We start from the raw sequence: 17,790 nt of genomic DNA, 5'->3' as shown, positions 1-17,790 counted from the left end.
TTTTTCTCCGTTAATGGTCCGCGGGGTGACTATTGATTGACGCTGGGGTATTCACCGCCCCAGACGATATCCAGATACTGTTGGGGATCGGTGTCCCCTTCGGTGCTGATAAGCAGCACGCGCGATGTTTCATTGAGACCCAGTTGCTCGCGGGTTTGCGCCAGCGCCGGGGAGGTCATCAGTAGTGACAGCAGGCCCGCGGTGACGGCGCCGGATTCGCCGGAGACGATTTGCGGATCGCCCGCCAGCGGGTTGCCGAGCATGCGCATGCCGCTGGCGGCGACAAAATCCGGGCAGGAAGCAAAGGCGGTGGCATAATCGCGCAGCAAATTCCAGCCGATATTATTGGCCTCGCCGCAGGCCAGTCCGGCCATCAGGGTTTGCAAATCGCCGCCGACCGGGATGGCCTGGCCCTGCCTGGACTGCGCGGAGCGATAGAGGCAATCGGCGATCATGGCTTCGGCGACAATCACTTTCGGACGATGTTCGCCCCAGGCGGCAGTCAGCATACCCTGTACCATACCGGCGAAAGAGCCGACGCCAGCCTGTACCAGCACATGGGTGGGAGGAACCTGATGTAACTGATCCAGCGCCTCGAGCATCAGCGTGCCGTAACCCTGCATGATCCACAGGGGAATTTTTTCATAGCCTTCCCAGGCGGTGTCCTGCACCACGACCCACTGGTGTTTTTCCGCCAGTTCCGCCGTCATGCGCACCGCATCGTCATAGTTCATGTCGACGATTTCAGCCGTAGCGCCTTCATTACGAATCGCGGCCAGGCGCTGTGGAGAGGAACCTTTGGGCATGTACACCACGGATTTCTGTTTTAACTGGCGGGCCATCCATGCCACACCGCGGCCGTGGTTGCCGTCAGTGGTGGTGGCGAAAGTGATTTCCCCCAGGTCGCGACGCACGTTGTCGCTGGTCATGACATCAAACGGCAGTTCGCTGATGTCTTTGCCGAGCCGCTCGGCGATGTGGCGCGCCATGGCGTAGGCGCCGCCCAGCGATTTAAAGGCTTTCAGCCCGAAGCGCCGGGATTCATCTTTCAGGTAGATGTCCTGCACGCCCAGCTTGCCGGACAGCGCCGCCAGGTGATACAGCGGCGTCGGCGCATAGCCGGGGATGGTGCGGTGGAAGTTCAGCGCTTTTATCAGCTCTTGCCAGGCGAACGGCGCTAACGGCGCGGTAGGACGTTCAGTAAACGACGTACGGTTGATAAAAAACGATAAATTATCCTGCATGGAAAAGCCTCATTGGTCTGATTTTTCATTCCCTGTAACCGATTTACTACAGAGAGGTGATAAATATCGGTACTCCAGTAGAGCAAAAGGCTTACCAGGTTTATCGGTAATCAGTAAAATCTGATGAAATAAGTTCTAATGGTATGAATATAAAGGTATTTTTTATTTTTTTTGTTGGGAGGGTAACGCTCTATTATTTATCAAGTGTGATGATAAATTATCAAAAGTGATAAATAGTGTGATCTGTGAGGATAAATAACAATATTTATTTAAATACAAAGAGATATATTGATTTTTCTCAACCCGCTTTTTCTTGTGCCGGCGTATTTATCATTTTTCTGAGAATATAGTCAGTCAGGGGCGGAGGGGATCGTGATTTCAGTTCTGAGCAATATTCAGGATGATATTTGTAATTATGCGGAGGCGATTTCCGGTATCACCGGGACGGATGTTGAGATCATTGATGAGTCGCTGACGCGTATCGCCGGTACCGGAAAATACCGCCAGATGCTCAACCAGAACGTGGCGAAAAATGGCTACATCTACCGGCACGTGTTGAGCGTTCGCGAAACGGTATTGATCAAAAATCCCGGTGAGCATCCCCTGTGCCAGAAATGTGAAAAACACCGTTACTGTTCGGAAATGCTTGATCTGAACGCGCCGATTTTCCTGAATAACCGGGTAATCGGCGTGATTGGCATTATCTGTTCTACTGAAGAGCAGCGCCGGACACTGCTCAGCCAGATCGATAAGTTTGTGACTTTTATCGAGCAAATCGCAGTGATGATCTCCAGCAAGGTATTTGAGTGCCTGGAGCGGTTGCGCGCTCAGGAAACGCTCGGCGCTTTCCGGCGTCTGATTGATGCCATGGATCGCGGCGTGGTCGCCATCGACGGTCATGGCCGTATCTGGCATGCCAACCTGTCGGCCAGTCGGATGTTTAACCGCGAGGTTCAGGGGCTACAGCTGACGGTGGAGACCACCGGCGATATCCTGTACGGCGACGAAGAGGCCTGGCTGACGCTGGAAGGCCACAGACACCACGTGTTGTGTAAACAGATTTCGCTTTCGTCGCTGGAAAACGATCGTCTGACCATGGTGATTTTCCACGATGCCCGCGACTATATGAGCACAGTAGCCCCTTTCGCTCATGAATCCGACAGCCGGGAGCGGCTGATTGGCCACTCCCCGTCAATGGAAACGTTGAGAAATACCATCGGCAAAATCGCCAACAGTTACGCCAGCGTTCTGGTTACCGGGGAGAGCGGCTCCGGGAAAGAGGTGGTGGCTTTTGCTATTCATCAGCACAGCCCACGGCAGGCGGCGCCGTTTGTGACCATCAACTGTGCGGCGATTCCGGAACAATTACTGGAGAGTGAACTGTTTGGCTATGTGCGCGGCGCGTTCAGCGGCGCGGATCCCAAAGGCCGGGTGGGCAAGTTTGAGCTGGCCAATGGCGGCAGTCTGTTTCTGGATGAAATTGGCGATATGCCGCTGCATCTGCAGGCGAAATTGCTGCGGGTACTGCAGGAGAAAGCGATCACTCGGGTTGGATCCAATAATGTCATTAATATCGATGTGCGAATTATCGCCGCCACCAATAAAGATATTTACGCGATGGTGGAGAACGGCCAGTTTCGCGAGGATCTCTTTTACCGCCTGAATGTGGTACCGCTGGTGCTGCCGCCCTTGCGCGAGCGGCGGTCGGATATCGCGGTCCTTGCCCAATATTTTGCTGACGAATTTTCGGCAAGCTATCAGCGGCCACACCAGAAACTGCCTGATGATGTGATTAACCGGCTCTACACCTGGCACTGGCCGGGCAATATCCGCGAACTGCGTAACGTGGTTGAATACATCTATGTGATGCAGGGGGAGACGACGGGGATTAACGCCAGTCATCTGCCGCCTTATCTGCTGGTCTCGACGGAAAAGGGTAAGGAGGCCGGGCGTGATGGGTTGCAGCGCCTGGATAGTCAGGGGAGGAAAGCGGAACGGGAATCTATTGAAAATGCCCTGCGCCGTTTTGGCTCTGGCGTGGAGGGGAAAAAGCAGGCGGCGGCGCAACTGGGGATTGGCATTGCCACACTGTACCGTAAAATTAAGCGCTATGGATTGTAGTCTGGCGAGGTTGTTTTAACGGTTCCCGACGGCCTGCCGGTAAAGGCCTTCAGGTATGCCCTCTGGCGGTGGTTTGAGATGTCGCAGATGAAAAGGAAATTATGGGGCTGATTGTTGAGGCGGATATTGCCGGGCCGGGAATTGCCAGGCCTCTTCCCTGAGATGCGCTGAATCTGAAGTAGCCACGCACGGAATTACCGTTGCTAAGAAAATCCTTAGTGTGATGATGGACACAAGTCGACACCATGATTAATGGCGCGCTGATTTTTTGTACTATTAGCGCAGCGCCACACGGACGGTGGCGGATTAACCGGAATGCGACCAGGGTTTTTCTCTGCAACGGTTAATTATCGGAAAATATCTTTAATAGACAGCGGCTGGAATTGTCGCGGGAGAATTCTCTAACTCTCTGTATTACCTGAGCTTTATATCATGGTGGAAAATGTCGGGAAGGAGAGTAAAAAGTGTGTCCTGGTAAACTTTTATATCTTAATCTAAGGGGGTATACTACAGGTCTCGTTAATTCAATAAGCATCTATAGATGAGAATACATTTTTTCGATCGCCAGGATATCAATGAATCAATAAAAAAAAGTTTCGATGAGTATTTGGCCGAGTACGGTAAAATCACCTATGCCTATGCCATTATGAATAAGAAAAATCCTGCTCAAATGGTGATTATAAATAATCATAAAGAGTGGTTTGATCGATATATTGACAATAACTATCAGTTTATCGATCCGGTAATCATTAGATCTCTTAATACAATTGTAGACTTTTCATGGGATAAAGAGATCCTCACTCAGTCACATTATAGTCTGCCGCGTATATTTGACGAAGGCATTAGCTATAATATTGATTACGGTCATACATTTGTCATCCATGACTATATCGGAAACCTGGCTGTATTGTCGCTGATCAAATATAAAGAAAGCGATATTGATGTGATGAAAAACCGCAATATGCTGCTTTCCTTCTTCATCTCCGAGCATCAGAAAACCATTGATTTATATCATGAAGAACACCAGAAAAATCTGATTTGCCTGTCGCCGCGCGAGCGTGAGATCCTGTACTGGACCGGGCGCGGGAAGACCTATCCGGAGATTGCCGTGATATTATCGATTTCCCAGCGGACGGTAAAATTCCATATCAGTAATGTATTGAGAAAGCTGGGAGTCTCTAATGCCAGGCACGCTCTGCGGGTTTGCGTGGAGCTCAAGCTGCTGGAAGATTAAGGCAGCCTGAACATCGCGGATGTTATTTTTTATTTAAGATCTCGGTAATGCAGGTTTCACTGGCGGGCATAAACACAAAGTAAATTTTTTCCTGTTTTTCGGAAACACCCTGGTTCAGAATCTGTATATTCCAGCCGGCACGTTTAAAGATCTGCGCCATCCCTTTGCTGATAACCGCATACATCCCCGGACTGTCTTCTTTAAGGCAAAAGTTAATCATCGAAATAAACAGCATTTTAGTAATCGGCTGCCCTTGCAGGCAGGCATCGTTGCGCCGATCCTTATCGATAAACAAACGCGTGGCTTCAAAAATTTTGCCCTGTACGGGATAGGTCAGGTTGTGAAAATATTTAATAAAAATTTCATCGATCATATTTTCATGCTTCATGTCGATGAAACGAACGCCGCACAGTAACCGACCCTGACAAACGCCCAGCAGATAGGTCGCATTTTCAGAGTCAAAGCGATCGAATTCCATCCCTGATTGGCTTTCCACCTGCCATTCGAGCCGGGTGTTGAATGTCTGGTTACGCAGTCGGTAAAGGTCTTCCGCCATTTCATCGGGTAAATCCAGATAGGTGGTGGTAAAAAACTCGATTGGCGTATCCATATTATCTTTCCTGATTGATACTAATTTTCCGGCGATTCTGCGGACCCTGTACTTAAGGACAGCTGGTATTCTGATAGGTCATCAACTAACCTAAAAAAAGTGGCCTGACCCGCGATGCTCCGTTAAGCGTACAGATCAGGTGGCCAAAGGCCAACGTTGTTTCCAGGGGATAACGTCCGTTGGATATTATCTTCGAAACTCACCGTCAGGGCACCCTGTAACAGGTACTCTGAAAGGTATATTTATTATAATGTTGATTGCTGTCATAAATACAAAACAATAACATTGACAAAAATTTTATTTTTCATTTTGCTCTCATCTCGGGGGATATCTCTGAGATGTTTTTCATACTCTTTTTTTTGTGCTGATGAAAAATAAAATTACACTATAAAAAGATATGTAATTTAGTAAGTGTATAAATAAGAGTTGGGATTTTCTTATTTTTTGATAGGTGTTTCCTCTTTGTTGGGCGGTAATCATTGCTGAAACCGTAGTTAATTTTCAGCAATACCTTCTGAACAATGGAAACGTTTCATCTGACCCACTCTTATCTGTGCCGTGAAACACCAGGGAAAACTGTTTCACATCTCTTAAAAAAAGTTAATCTATCCGGCGCGTTCAGGCTCATAAGCCATCCGCGGCCTGGCGACGGAGGGTTAACTGACAAACCCGGGCGGTGCGACGCTTTTCTCTGGCCCTTATCCGCAGATGGAATGCGCCAGTGAAAGGGTCGTACCTGCCTGCTGGTTCATTTTTGGGGCTGCGCCATCAACTGAGCGTAATCAGTCATCTCCCCCCGACAAATCCTTTCCTTATCTCAACATCTCAAACTGCCAGATACTCCGCCAGCGTCAGTCACTATGCGCAGCGGGTTAATTGCGTTTCACCTTCCGTCATCGCCAGTTGGTAGAGCGTAAAGCGAGTGTGTTGTTCAATCAGTTTGGCCAATTGCGGGGAGTGGCTGGTAAGCCAGATTTGTGAATAGCGGCTGGCCTCAGCGATAAGCCGTGCCAGAGCGGGCAGCATTTGTGGATGCAGGCTATTTTCCGGTTCATTAAGGGCGATAAATGCCGGTGGACGTGGGCTGAGCAGCGCCACGGCCAGACACAGAAAGCGCAGAGTGCCGTCTGAAAATTCGCCAGGCTCCAGCGGGCGGTGAAGTCCGGCGCGACGCATCATCAGGCGAAAGCGGCCCGCGCTGTTATCACAATAGAAAACACACCCCGGGAATGCCTGCCCGAGGATGTGCATCAGCAACTGCTCATCGCCAATTTCGACGATGGTCTGAAACGCTGCGGCAAGATTGCTGCCATCGCTGGCCAGAACCGGCGAGCGGAACCCAACCTGTGGCTCACGCAGCACGGAGCCGGCCGCTACAGAGAATTCATGGTAGAAACGCCAGTTGCGCAGCATCTCGCGCATTTGCGACACTTCCGGATACAGATGCGGTTCACCCAACTGACCAAAGACGGACTCGTTCTCATACAGCGTTCCGCCGTGAGAAACCTGTTCATGGTGAATATTGCTGAGGAATACCGCCTGGTTTTTACGCTTCATCAACTGTGCTGAAGGACGGCGGCGCTGGCCGCTGAGCCACAGCGACTCTTCTTTAATCACCGGATCGCGTTCGAACTGTGAGGGGTAAGGTAGTTTTTCCACAAAACCTACCTGCAACTGATATTCAAACGTTTCCGTCTCCACCGCCAGGCTGACGCGACGCAGCTGGTCGGTGCGTATTTTCCCTGCCCAGAACACATTGAGGATCCCGCCTTCCCGGGCCAGCGCTTCGGAAAATTGCCCCCGGGCCGCACTGTGCATCAGATGGATCGCCTTATAAATATTTGACTTCCCGGTACCGTTCGGCCCGAACACAATGTTGAGCTGTTCCAGCTCCAGCGACAGCCGGCGGATAGAACGGTAATTTTCAATGTGCAAGGTTTTGATCATGGCTACGTCGGCCTTAAGAGTGTGCGCTAAGGATAGCGGGCCATGGCCGGCGCGGGAAGAGGTAAACCTCCCTGACAAATGGTGTCATAGGTCCGCCACAGAGAATAATAATCGCCTATGAATAATGGATTTTTCATTGTTGGTTATTGAATCAGAGGGAAACAGCGGCAGGGCGAAACAGGAAGCTCCAGGTAGATGAACGGGCCGGTTTACAATACTGAGTCAGTCAACATAGAGGATGTTAATAAAAACTTACCGGCCCGGTTTTTAGACGCTGCGTTTTCACACTCTGATAGCAAACAAGATTAGAGAGGCTGGTTAAAATACCCGGTCTTCCCAGATGCTATACGCGTTTGTTCCTCCCATGACATGTTCCCAGGATATTGAAGCGTACTTAAAGGAGACACTCTCCTGGGGCTGCATCTCATTATGGGAGATTGAATTGGGGCAGAACAGCCGAATATCGCAGATGGTGGCATCTGTAATTTTCATTTTAAAGTAGAGCTCATTACCGCCTGATTGCGCAGTTCGGTATAACAAAAAACTGCACTCCAGTTTTTCGTTATCGTTGATTGCCTGGGCGAGTAATGGGGTGGATTTATCGATGGGTTTACGTATTTCGATAGGATGAAGAGCGACATTTTCGCTACGGGTCATATGATTAATGAGCTCCATGACAAAAATCTCATTTTCATGTCCGGTCTGATATTTGTTGCCGATGGATTCGGCGCTGGAACAGCCGGCAGAGATTAACCCCTGCTTCTCTCCCTTAATCGTCAGGTAAATAATGTTTGCCATATCACCTCCTGTGATTCACCGCCCCGGCTAAATACTCAGGGATTAACTTAACGAAGCGACACTTGGGTACACAATTAAACAAGGGGGAGATATTCTCTCCCCCTATTATCAAATGGCGATAATTACGCTTCGATCGGCGCGCGCCAGTCGTCGGCACCGGAAGTCCCTGCGGAATTGTGTTCCCAGGTAATCTTACGATATGCCACCGATACGCGAACCAGTTGCGTAAATTCGGCTTTGTTTAAATCCTGGCAGTGCGGCATTTTACAATCGATATCAATGATGGTCGCATCGTCCAGTTTGGTGGTGAAGAAGTGCTCCTGCTTACCTTCGATGGAGGTGCGATACCAGCGCAGCTCAACGGTAGGCAGCATTTCACCGGATGCCAGCGCGTTGTACAGCAGCGGAACGGCTTTGTTCAGCGCAACGGTAAAACGGAATGGTTTATGTACCCGCTGTCCGGAAGGCTGGCCTGATTGCGGGTCAGTCGGCACGGTGACGATGTGGTCGAATTCCTGCACCAGCATTTCGTCTTCATGGCCCTGTACATAAATATTACCGACAGACTCTGCGGTGAAGGCGCCGGCAGTGATATTGCCCTGTGTTTTACCGGTAATCGCAATATAACATGGAGTTGGCATAGCTTAATTTCCTTATATGAATACGCAAGGGAGGTCAACTGTGGCGTTTGGTATACGGCAAAGTGCGATATTCCCGGGTAACGACAAGGCCCGCCAACAGCAACTGACTTTCCAGGATCCTATTAAAAGTCGACGACGTCGGGGTCACTATATAGATTTGGAAATAAAGATCCATAGCCTGTCGGTCGATTATTAATCGTTTTCAATACAACGCTGGTTAATATGGTTATAATTTTTGCCGATGCAGTAATAAATTCTGTCACGATCGCTGTTTTTTGGTGTTTTCTATCGTTTTATTTATGGGATAATTCTGTTTGTTTTGTTCATTTTATTGATTTGGAAATATTTTTTTAAGCTCCTGCCAGAGGTTCCGAAAAGCGTATTGTACTCGTGAAGTGTTGTTTTGATGTGGTATCCTTCCCGAAAGTTATTCAGGGGTGGCTTAATAGAACCAGATTGTCCGGATAAACATAACAGTCTTGCGATTTCAATTCGGTTAATGGTGTTTTTTTACTGATTAACATTTGCCGGATGAATTCATGAAGAATGATTGGCCGTGGGTATTGGAGATATTCTGCCCAGGGTGGAAACGTTCGGTCTTATTTCTGCAAACCCCTTGCTGAACTTGTTTTTTCTGAATCAAAACTACGCTGTATTGTTTATTGCCAGCCAGAAAGAGGATGTCTGACATGAGTAAGGATAATTCAAGTACCAGTGTGGCTCCGAAAGAGCGCATTAATATTAAATATGTGCCCAATACTGGCGATGGGACCAGTGAAATTGAGCTACCTCTGAACTTGTTTGTTGTCGGAGACATGAAGGGAACTCGTGAAGACATCCCTGTTGAGGAGCGCCAGCCGATTTCCATCAATAAAAACAACTTTAATTCGGTGATGAGCGAAGCCGGAATCAGCTTGTCCTTTAATGTACCGAATCGCCTGGACGAGCAAGACGGCGAACAAGCAGATCTGCCGGTACACCTGGATATCCAGTCTCTCACCGATTTTTCCCCCGACAGCGTGGCACGTAACGTACCCGAACTGAATAAGCTACTGGAACTGCGCGAAGCTCTTGTCGCCCTGAAAGGGCCGCTGGGCAACATTCCCGCTTTCCGGGCCCGTCTTCAGGCGCTGCTGCAGGATGAGAAAGCGCGTGAACAGCTACTGGAAGAACTGAACATTTTAGACAAGAAGTGATACGGAATTGAGCTTAGAGGGAATTTCAACCATGTCATTGCATGAAGAACAGACAGTAGCATCAGAGCGTCCCGCCGCGCAGCATTCCCTGCTGGATGAGATCATGGCCCAGGCGCATATGCAGCCGGAAAACGACGGTTATGATATTGCCCGCCAGGGGGTGGCCGCTTTTATCGCCAATATCCTGGATTCCGGCGCCAGCGCTGAGCCCATCAACAAGATGTTGGTGGATCGCATGATTGTTGAGCTGGACAAAAAGCTCAGCGTCCAGATGGATGAGATCATGCATGCGGAGCCTTTCCGGGCGCTGGAATCTTCCTGGCGGTCGCTGAAACTGCTGGTGGACCGCACCGACTTCCGTGAAAACATCAAAATCAATGTGCTGCACGCCACCAAAGAAGAGCTGCTGGACGACTTTGAATTTGCGCCGGAAATTGTTCAGTCGGGCTTCTATAAACACATTTATTCTTCCGGCTACGGCCAGTTTGGCGGTGAGCCGGTCGGGGCGGTGATTGGCAACTATGCCTTCAAAAATACCGCGCCGGATATGAAACTGTTGCAGTATGTCGGCGCCGTTGGCGCGATGGCGCATGCGCCGTTTTTGTCATCGGTGGCGCCGGAATTCTTTGGCGTGACCAGCTTTACCGAGTTGCCAGCCATCAAAGAGCTGAAATCGGTTTTCGAAGGGCCGTCGCATACCAAATGGCGCGCTCTGCGTGAAACCGAAGATTCGCGTTATATCGGCCTTACCGCGCCGCGCTTCTTGCTGCGCCTGCCCTATTCCGGAACTGAAAACCCCATTAAATCATTCGGCTACGAAGAGTCAGTACAGGACAATCACGAGCATTTCCTGTGGGGCAACACGGCGTTCCTGCTGGCCGGTTGTCTGACGGACAGTTTCGCGAAGTATCGCTGGTGTCCGAATATTATCGGTCCGCAAAGCGGCGGGGCGGTACACGATCTGCCGGTACATCTGTACGAAGCGATGGGACATATTCAGTCAAAAATCCCTACCGAGGTGTTGATTACCGATCGCCGTGAGTTTGAGCTGGCCGAAGAAGGTTTTATCACGCTCACGATGCGTAAAGGCAGCGACAACGCGGCGTTCTTTTCCGCTAACTCCATTCAGAAACCCAAAGTATTCCCCAATACGCGGGAAGGGAAAATGGCGGAAACCAACTACAAACTGGGGACGCAACTGCCCTACATGTTCATCATCAACCGTCTCGCTCACTACATCAAAGTACTGCAGCGCGAGCAGATCGGCGCCTGGAAAGAGCGTCAGGATCTGGAGCGGGAGCTGAACATGTGGCTTAAGCAATATATCGCCGATCAGGAGAACCCGCCGACCGATGTACGCAGCCGCCGTCCTCTGCGCGCCGCGCAGATTAAAGTGCTGGATGTCGAAGGGGATCCGGGCTGGTATCAGGTGAGCATGTCGGTGCGCCCGCATTTCAAATACATGGGGGCCAGCTTTGAGCTGTCTCTGGTAGGGCGTCTGGATAAGGAATAACGGGAAATGGCCGGGCTATTGAGCTGGCGGCGTGACCGCGCGGCCAGTTTATTTGAACGGATCCAGGAACGAGAGGCCGGCGCCTCTCGTTATTCCCGGGCGGCCGATTTACTGGCGTCGATTAAGTGCAATCTCAACCAGGTGCTGAATTCGCACCCTGGCGGTAGCCAGAGCGCGCCGCAACTGGGAGTGATTGATCTTAATGACGCCACGGCGTCGGCGGCCGATTTTCGCAAATCCATTGAAGACGCGATTCGCAACTGCATCATTTGCTATGAGCCGCGCATCTCCCGGGTGGCCGTCAGTGCAGGGGTCAGCGACTATCAGGATCCGTTAACGTTAAGTTTCCATATTCTGGCGCATGTCGATTTTGACGACATGGATAATGTGGTCGAGTTCAACATTCACCTGGACAACCATCAGCGCTATCACCTGAGCTAACAACATGTCATTTGAAAAATATTTCAGAGACGAACTGGATTATTTGCATCAGCTCGGCCGCGCTGTGGCACGTGAAAAACCGCATCTGGCCGCGTTCCTGTCGGAAAAAGGCGCCGATCCGGATGTCGAAAGGCTGCTGGAGGGATTCGCGTTCCTGTCGGGTAACCTGCGCGAAAAAATTGATGATCAGTTTCCCGAACTCACGCATAGCCTGCTGAATATGCTGTGGCCCAACTATCTGCGGCCAACCCCCAGCATGACCGTGATTGAGTATCTGCCGGAGAAAAACGCCATCACTGGCGCCACTCTGACGCAGCGCGGTACGCAACTGCTGAGCAGGCCGGTCCTGGTCAGCCTCGGCGGCGGATTGAATGCTGATAAAGAGCCGCCAGGCACGCCGCAGTGCTCCTTTACCCAGTGCCGGGATCTCTGGCTGTTACCGGTCGAACTGGAGAATATCCGCCTCAATAACAGTAATGAGCAGGCGATCCTCAGCGTGGATTTTTCCGCCAGCGGCGAAATCAGCGTTAACGAACTGGAGCTTAACAAACTACGCTTCTGGCTCAATGAGAGCAGTTACAGCAGTTATCAGCTCTATTTCTGGTTCAGTTACTATTTTGAAAAAGCCGAACTGGTTATTGGCGATACCACCTATCCGCTGCCGGACTTCGATTTTGTGCCGCTGGGATTCGATCGCGATGAGGCGATGCTGCCCTATCCGAAAAACGCCGCGATGGGCTATCGCATCTTGCAGGAGTATTTCTGCTTTCCGGAAGGTTTTCTGTTTTTCGATGTGCAGGGGATCCCCCGGTTGCCGGGAGAGTTGCACGCCGAACAGTTTTCGCTGCAATTTTACTTCTCCCGTCCGCTGCCGCCGGAAGTCAAAATTCGCCGCGACTCGCTGCGCCTGCATTGTACGCCGGCGGTGAATTTGTTCAGCCGCTATAGCGAATCGATCTCGCTGGACGGTACCCGGGCGGAATACCCGCTGCGCGCCAGCCACAGCCAGCCGGATTTTTACGATATTTTTTCCGTGGATAAAGTGGAGAGCTGGCAGCATGGCGGCGACGAAGATCGCGGGCGGGGACGCGGCGCGGTGCGCAGCTATTCGCCATTCGAAAGCTTCCAGCACCAGATAGAATATGCCCGCGGTCGGGAAAAACTCTATTACCGGGTGCGCACCCGGCCTTCGCTGTTCCGTCCCGGACTGGAGCATGCCATCTCTTTTGTACGCGGGGACGAGACTCTGTGCCTGCCGGTTGGCGAAACGGTATCGGTGCAACTGACCTGTACCAACCGGGAACTGCCCACCCTGCTACGGGTGGGGGATATCTGTTCCCCAGGGCCGGTGAACCCGCCGTTCACGGCATTTCGCAACGTTACGCGGCCCACCATGCCGCTGTACCCGGTACTGGACGGCAGCCTGCACTGGTCGCTGCTGTCCAACATGTCCCTTAATTATCTTTCTTTGCTGAACAAGGACGCGCTGCGCCAGATCCTGCGCACCTACGATCTGCCGGCGATGCACGACCGCCAGGCGGCAAGAACATCGCAAAAGAAACTGGAAGGTATCTCGCGCATTGAAACTCGCCCGGTTGACCGGCTTTTTCAGGGGGTTCCGGTTCGCGGGCTGGAGTCCACGCTGTGGCTGGAGCAGAGCGCGTTCACCTGCGAGGGAGAGCTATATCTGTTCGGCACCATTCTGGCGCGTTTCTTCTCGTTATACGCCAGCGTCAATGCATTTCATGTACTGAAAATCATCAATGTGAATAACAAGGAGTGTTATGAATGGTCGGTACAGCCGGGTCAACACGCATTGATTTGATGCGGCAAAAGCTGGTCTCGGAAGCGGGCCGCTACAACTTTTATCAGTTGGTGGAACTGCTGACGAGGGATCGTCAGGGGCAGGCGGCACTGGCGGAAGACGTGGAGCAGGAGGCGATCCGTTTTCTGTCCTCCGCCAGCATTGCCTTCCCGACGCGCGATGTCATCGCCCTTGAACACAAAGAAGGCGGCCCCTGGCAACTGACCACCTCTTTTATGGGACTGCACGGCAGTCAGTCGCCGCTGCCGGGTTTCTACCTGGATAATCTGGCGTGGGAAGAAGCGCAGAACAGTAATCGCCTGACCGATTTTCTCAATGTCTTTAACCATCGTCTGCTGACGCTACTGCACCGTATCTGGCGCAAATACCGCTATTACATCTGCTTTGAAGATGAAGGGCGCGATGCGTTTTCTCAGCGTATGTTCGCCCTGGTCGGGCTGGGCAGCAGCGATGTCAGGGAACAGTTGCAGATTAATCACACCAGAATGCTGGCCTATGCCGGCCTGCTGGCCAGCCCCGGCCGCTCGCCGGACGTGATCTGCGGCCTGATCGAGCACTGTTTTGAACTGGATGATGTGACGCTGCATGGCTGGCAATTCCGCTATGTGAATATCTCCCCTGAACAACAAAATCGCCTCGGCAGCACCCAGCGGTTAAGCGGTATGCGCCCGCAGGGAAAGTCGCTGCTCGGGGGAAACTTCTCGCTCGGCGCCAGGGTGCCGGATCGCAGCGGGAAATTTCAACTGCATATCCGCGGTCTGTCGCGCCAGCGTTTCCTGGATTTTTTACCCAACGGCGACAGCTATCTGCCGCTGGTGATGTTTATGTCTTTCATCCAGCGCGATCAATTTGCCTGGGATCTGCGCCTGGGGATCGCCCCGGATCAGATCGGCGCGATGGCGCTGGGGGTGGAGCAAAACGCACTCCTGGGTTGGACCTGTTTTCTCGGGAAATCGGGCGAGCGGCCGGAAGTGACAATCAGTGTCGTGGAGTGAGGGAAAGAGGAACTGAATGATGAACCATACACAACAAAACGGTCCTTCACTCCTGCTGCGGGTGAACAACAGTAATCAACTTGAAAGCGGCTGCGACGCCAGCCACCTGTTCGGCGCCGAGGGCGGTCGCATCGGCTGCGGCGAACTGGGCGCCTGGCGCATTCAGGACAGCGCCGGGGACATTGCCGCCTCTCACTTTACCATCGCCTGGCGCGATGGCGCGTTTTGTCTGCAGGCCCATGGCGAGCCGCTGTTGCTTAACCGGGCGCCGGTCGAAGACGGTATTGGGTTTATTCGCCTGCAGCAGGGAGATGAAATCGGCGCCGGCCTGCTGACCATGAAGGTATTCATTAATCTCGACGGCGGGGAGATTCGCGATCCCCTGCAGGTGACGCCGGAATCGCTGGTGGCGCGCGACAGTAACCCGCTGGACGCGCTGCTGGAAGAGGGGGGCAATAGCGCCGGCCCGGCTATTTCCGCGCCAGCGCTGGAACAAACCGTCGCCCATAGTTGGTCGCAGGACCCGCTGCAGGTGCTGCAGCATGAAAATCTTACCCAACCGGGTATCAGCGCGGCGGATGACGGCGAAGAGCCGCTGCTCAGGACACTGCTCCGCCCCACCGTTGATGCCAGCCCCCTGTCTGATAATGCCAGAGACCGAACCATGGATCAGGAATTTATAGAATTGCCGCAAATCAGTACTTACCTCGCCAGGATGGAGGGGGGCGCGCGGCAGGAGGAGATGTCGCAGCGCCATGTCGCGGTGACGCCGCTGATGCGCGGACTGGACGCGCCTCTGGCGATGACCGACAGCCAGCAGGCGCACGATTTTCTTGAAGAGGTGGGCCGCACGCTGCAGGCGACGATCCGCGGGCTGCTGGATTTGCAGCGCCAGCAGGACGCGCTGTCGGATAAACATCTGCGCCCGCTGGAGGATAACCCGCTGCGCCTGAACATGGATTACGCCGCCACGCTCAACGTACTGTTTTCCGAAGGTAAAAGTCCGGTGCATCTGTCGGCGCCGGAGGCCGTGGCGGAAAGCCTGCATAACATGCGTTTACATTATCAGGCCAATCAGCAGGCCATCGGCGAGGCGCTGGCGGTGATGCTCGAGGCCTTCTCGCCCCAGGGACTGATGGCGCGCTTTGCCCAGTACCGGCGCAGTTCAGAACGCGACGAAATGGATCCGGCCTGGGCGTGGAACATGTACTGCAGCTATTACGCAGAGCTGGCCTCAAGCCGCCAGCAGGGGTTCGAGAAGCTGTTTAAAGAGGTTTATGAACAGGCCTATGACCGGGCGCTGCGCAAGGGGCAGCAGGAGAGCGGGCGATGACGCCGGGGCGCTTGCTGTTTCGGGTAGCGGCGGTATTGCTGGCCGTGACGCTGTTGAGCAGTTGTACCACGGCGCGCAAAGTCGGCAAGGTGCTGGCCAACCCGGATATCCAGGTGGGCTCCACCGCCGATCAGCCTTCGGTGGTCAGGATAACGCTGCTGGCGGAGCCGGACATCAATAAAAACGAAAGCGACGAAGCGACGCCGGTCAATCTGCAACTGGTTTACCTGAGCGAGGATTCAAAACTGCTGGCCGCCGATTTCGATCAACTCAACGACGAAGAGAGCGATCTTTCCAGCATCCTCGGTAAAAACTACATCGATCACCAGGATTACACGTTGCTTCCCGGTCAGTTTAAGCCGCTGGAGCCCATCGAACTGGAGAAGAAGAACCAGTACATCGGGGTCATCGTTTATTACGCCGATGAAAACATTGCCGAATGGAAAAAAATTATCAAGGTGAAAGGCATGGGGCGCGCTTACCACTTGCTGGTTCACGTGCGCGCCAGGGAAATTGAATTACAGAAGGAGGAGGATTGAGATGCCGACCAGAAACCGGGTTATCTGGCGCGAAGGGTTATTTGTCAAACCCCAGCATTTTCAGCAGCAGCAGCGTCATAACGACTACCAGCTCGATTCGCGTCTCGACATGCTGAAACGCTATGGCTACGGATTCCATGCTCTGCATCTCAATCGCGAGCTGCTGAAGCTGGGCCGCATTGGCATCGACTCCGCCCAGGGCATCATGCCGGACGGTACGCTGTTTGACCTCCCCCATCAGGATTTTCAACCGCAACCGCTGGATATCGGCAGCACGCCGGAAGCGGGCAGCCGGGATATTTATCTGGCGCTGCCGCTGCTTAATGACGGCATCAATGAGATAGGCTCCGGGGAAGGCGGCGCGGCGACGCGGGCGCGCTACCGGGAAGCGCCGCTGAGCGTGCGCGATTTACACTCGCCGGATGGCGATGTCAGTTCGCTGGCGCTGGCACAACTGGCGCCGCGCCTGATGCAGGGGCATGAGGATTTGAGCGCCTGGACGGTGCTGCCGGTGTGCCGCATCCGCGAAAAGCGTCACGATGGCTCGCTGGTGCTGGATGAGGATTTCATGCCCACCTGCCTGAATATCAATGTCTCTTCGCCCCTGCGTCTGTTTATGGATGAGGTACAGGGTACGCTGGTGGAAAGAGCCAAAATGCTTTCCGAACGTATCGGATCGCCGGAACAGCAGGGCATCGCCGATGTGGCGGAATTTATGATGCTGCAACTGTTTAACCGCCTGCAGCCGATTTTCACCCATCTGGCTTATCAGAACGTCCTGCACCCGGAAACCTTTTACCTGCATCTGGTGCAGGGGTGCGGCGAGCTGATGACCTTCACCGATGAGTCGCGGCTGCCCGGCGCTTTTCCGGTATACGATCATGACAATTTGACCGAGACCTTCCATCCGCTGATCCTGATGATGCGCCAGGCGCTCAGTACCGTCCTGACGCCGCGCGCCATCTCTATTCAGTTGCGCCAGCACTCGCACGGTATTCGGGTGGCGACCATCAACGAGCAGGAACTGCTCAAGAGCGCCGAATTTGTGCTGGCTATCCGGGCGCAGATTCCGCAGGAACAGCTGCGCCGGCAGTTTATGCAACAAACCAAAATTACCTCGCTGGAGCGCATTCGCGATCTGGTCAGCGTCCAGTTGCCGGGCGTGCCGCTGGTGGCTTTGTCGGCGGCGCCGCGCCAGTTGCCTTACCACTCCGGCTACACCTACTTCATGCTCGATAAGCAGAGCCCGGCCTGGAAAGAGGTTCAGCAGGGGAATGCCATCGCCTTCCACGTGTCCGGCGATTTCCCTGAACTGGATATGCAGTTCTGGGCCATAAGGGGGAATGGATGACC

At 52.9% G+C, this 17,790-nt stretch carries 15 protein-coding genes; 10 read left to right on the top strand and 5 right to left on the bottom strand.

Going from position 1 to position 17,790, the window contains the following annotated elements; genetic code table 11:
- Positions 1 to 29: 29 nt before the first annotated feature.
- Complete coding sequence (gene dpaL, locus AQ981_RS04930; protein WP_058910633.1) at positions 30 to 1,244, bottom strand: diaminopropionate ammonia-lyase; 1,215 nt, start codon at positions 1,242 to 1,244, stop codon at positions 30 to 32.
- Positions 1,245 to 1,616: 372 nt separating this feature from the next.
- Here dpaL and AQ981_RS04925 point away from each other — a divergent pair, with 372 nt between their 5' ends.
- Both AQ981_RS04925 and AQ981_RS04920 read left to right on the top strand, forming a co-directional pair.
- A complete protein-coding gene (locus tag AQ981_RS04925) occupies positions 1,617 to 3,365 on the top strand; it encodes a sigma-54 interaction domain-containing protein (protein ID WP_058910632.1) in 1,749 nt (582 codons plus the stop codon).
- Between the two features lie 541 nt (positions 3,366 to 3,906).
- Positions 3,907 to 4,599: a LuxR family transcriptional regulator gene (locus tag AQ981_RS04920; protein ID WP_058910631.1), complete on the top strand. Its 693-nt coding sequence runs from the start codon at positions 3,907 to 3,909 to the stop codon at positions 4,597 to 4,599.
- 22 nt (positions 4,600 to 4,621) lie between these two features.
- Here AQ981_RS04920 and AQ981_RS04915 read toward each other — a convergent pair whose 3' ends face one another.
- The 4 genes from AQ981_RS04915 to AQ981_RS04900 all read right to left on the bottom strand — a co-directional run bounded on the left by AQ981_RS04915 (position 4,622) and on the right by AQ981_RS04900 (position 8,595).
- Positions 4,622 to 5,209, bottom strand: coding sequence for an acyl-homoserine-lactone synthase (locus AQ981_RS04915; RefSeq protein WP_058910630.1), 588 nt, complete (start codon positions 5,207 to 5,209; stop codon positions 4,622 to 4,624).
- 858 nt (positions 5,210 to 6,067) lie between these two features.
- Entirely contained in the window at positions 6,068 to 7,156 is a 1,089-nt protein-coding gene (locus tag AQ981_RS04910) for an AAA family ATPase (RefSeq protein ID WP_058910629.1), read from the bottom strand.
- 318 nt (positions 7,157 to 7,474) lie between these two features.
- The gene (locus AQ981_RS04905) at positions 7,475 to 7,954 is read right to left on the bottom strand and encodes an Hcp family type VI secretion system effector (protein WP_058910628.1); all 480 of its coding nucleotides are present in this window, start codon (positions 7,952 to 7,954) and stop codon (positions 7,475 to 7,477) included.
- Positions 7,955 to 8,076: 122 nt separating this feature from the next.
- A complete protein-coding gene (locus tag AQ981_RS04900; protein WP_058910627.1) occupies positions 8,077 to 8,595 on the bottom strand; it encodes an Hcp family type VI secretion system effector in 519 nt (172 codons plus the stop codon).
- Positions 8,596 to 9,284: 689 nt separating this feature from the next.
- On the opposite strand from AQ981_RS04900, the gene tssB reads away from it, so the two are divergent.
- The 8 genes from tssB to tssK are packed head-to-tail and all read left to right on the top strand — an operon-like array spanning position 9,285 to position 17,788.
- Complete coding sequence (gene tssB / locus AQ981_RS04895) at positions 9,285 to 9,791, top strand: type VI secretion system contractile sheath small subunit (protein WP_058910626.1); 507 nt, start codon at positions 9,285 to 9,287, stop codon at positions 9,789 to 9,791.
- 31 nt (positions 9,792 to 9,822) lie between these two features.
- Positions 9,823 to 11,304 carry a type VI secretion system contractile sheath large subunit gene (gene tssC, locus AQ981_RS04890; protein WP_058910625.1) on the top strand — a complete coding sequence of 494 codons (1,482 nt, stop codon included), beginning with the start codon at positions 9,823 to 9,825 and terminating at the stop codon, positions 11,302 to 11,304.
- Positions 11,305 to 11,310: 6 nt separating this feature from the next.
- A complete protein-coding gene (gene tssE, locus AQ981_RS04885) occupies positions 11,311 to 11,745 on the top strand; it encodes a type VI secretion system baseplate subunit TssE (protein ID WP_058910624.1) in 435 nt (144 codons plus the stop codon).
- A 4-nt stretch (positions 11,746 to 11,749) separates the two neighbouring features.
- The gene (tssF, locus tag AQ981_RS04880) at positions 11,750 to 13,570 is read left to right on the top strand and encodes a type VI secretion system baseplate subunit TssF (RefSeq protein WP_058910623.1); all 1,821 of its coding nucleotides are present in this window, start codon (positions 11,750 to 11,752) and stop codon (positions 13,568 to 13,570) included.
- Positions 13,534 to 14,565 (top strand): type VI secretion system baseplate subunit TssG, encoded by a 1,032-nt coding sequence (gene tssG, locus AQ981_RS04875; RefSeq protein WP_058910622.1) that lies wholly within the window; start codon positions 13,534 to 13,536, stop codon positions 14,563 to 14,565. Before tssF ends, tssG begins: the two co-directional genes overlap by 37 nt.
- 19 nt (positions 14,566 to 14,584) lie before the next feature.
- The gene (tagH, locus tag AQ981_RS04870; RefSeq protein ID WP_121500614.1) at positions 14,585 to 15,898 is read left to right on the top strand and encodes a type VI secretion system-associated FHA domain protein TagH; all 1,314 of its coding nucleotides are present in this window, start codon (positions 14,585 to 14,587) and stop codon (positions 15,896 to 15,898) included.
- The gene (gene tssJ / locus AQ981_RS04865) at positions 15,895 to 16,437 is read left to right on the top strand and encodes a type VI secretion system lipoprotein TssJ (RefSeq protein ID WP_058910620.1); all 543 of its coding nucleotides are present in this window, start codon (positions 15,895 to 15,897) and stop codon (positions 16,435 to 16,437) included. Before tagH ends, tssJ begins: the two co-directional genes overlap by 4 nt.
- 1 nt (position 16,438) lies before the next feature.
- Positions 16,439 to 17,788: a type VI secretion system baseplate subunit TssK gene (tssK, locus tag AQ981_RS04860; protein WP_058910619.1), complete on the top strand. Its 1,350-nt coding sequence runs from the start codon at positions 16,439 to 16,441 to the stop codon at positions 17,786 to 17,788.
- Positions 17,789 to 17,790 lie beyond the last annotated feature (2 nt).

Source organism: Entomohabitans teleogrylli (genome assembly GCF_001484765.1).
GTDB classification, from domain to species: domain Bacteria; phylum Pseudomonadota; class Gammaproteobacteria; order Enterobacterales; family Enterobacteriaceae; genus Entomohabitans; species Entomohabitans teleogrylli.
This window is presented reverse-complemented; position numbering and strand designations above follow the sequence as displayed.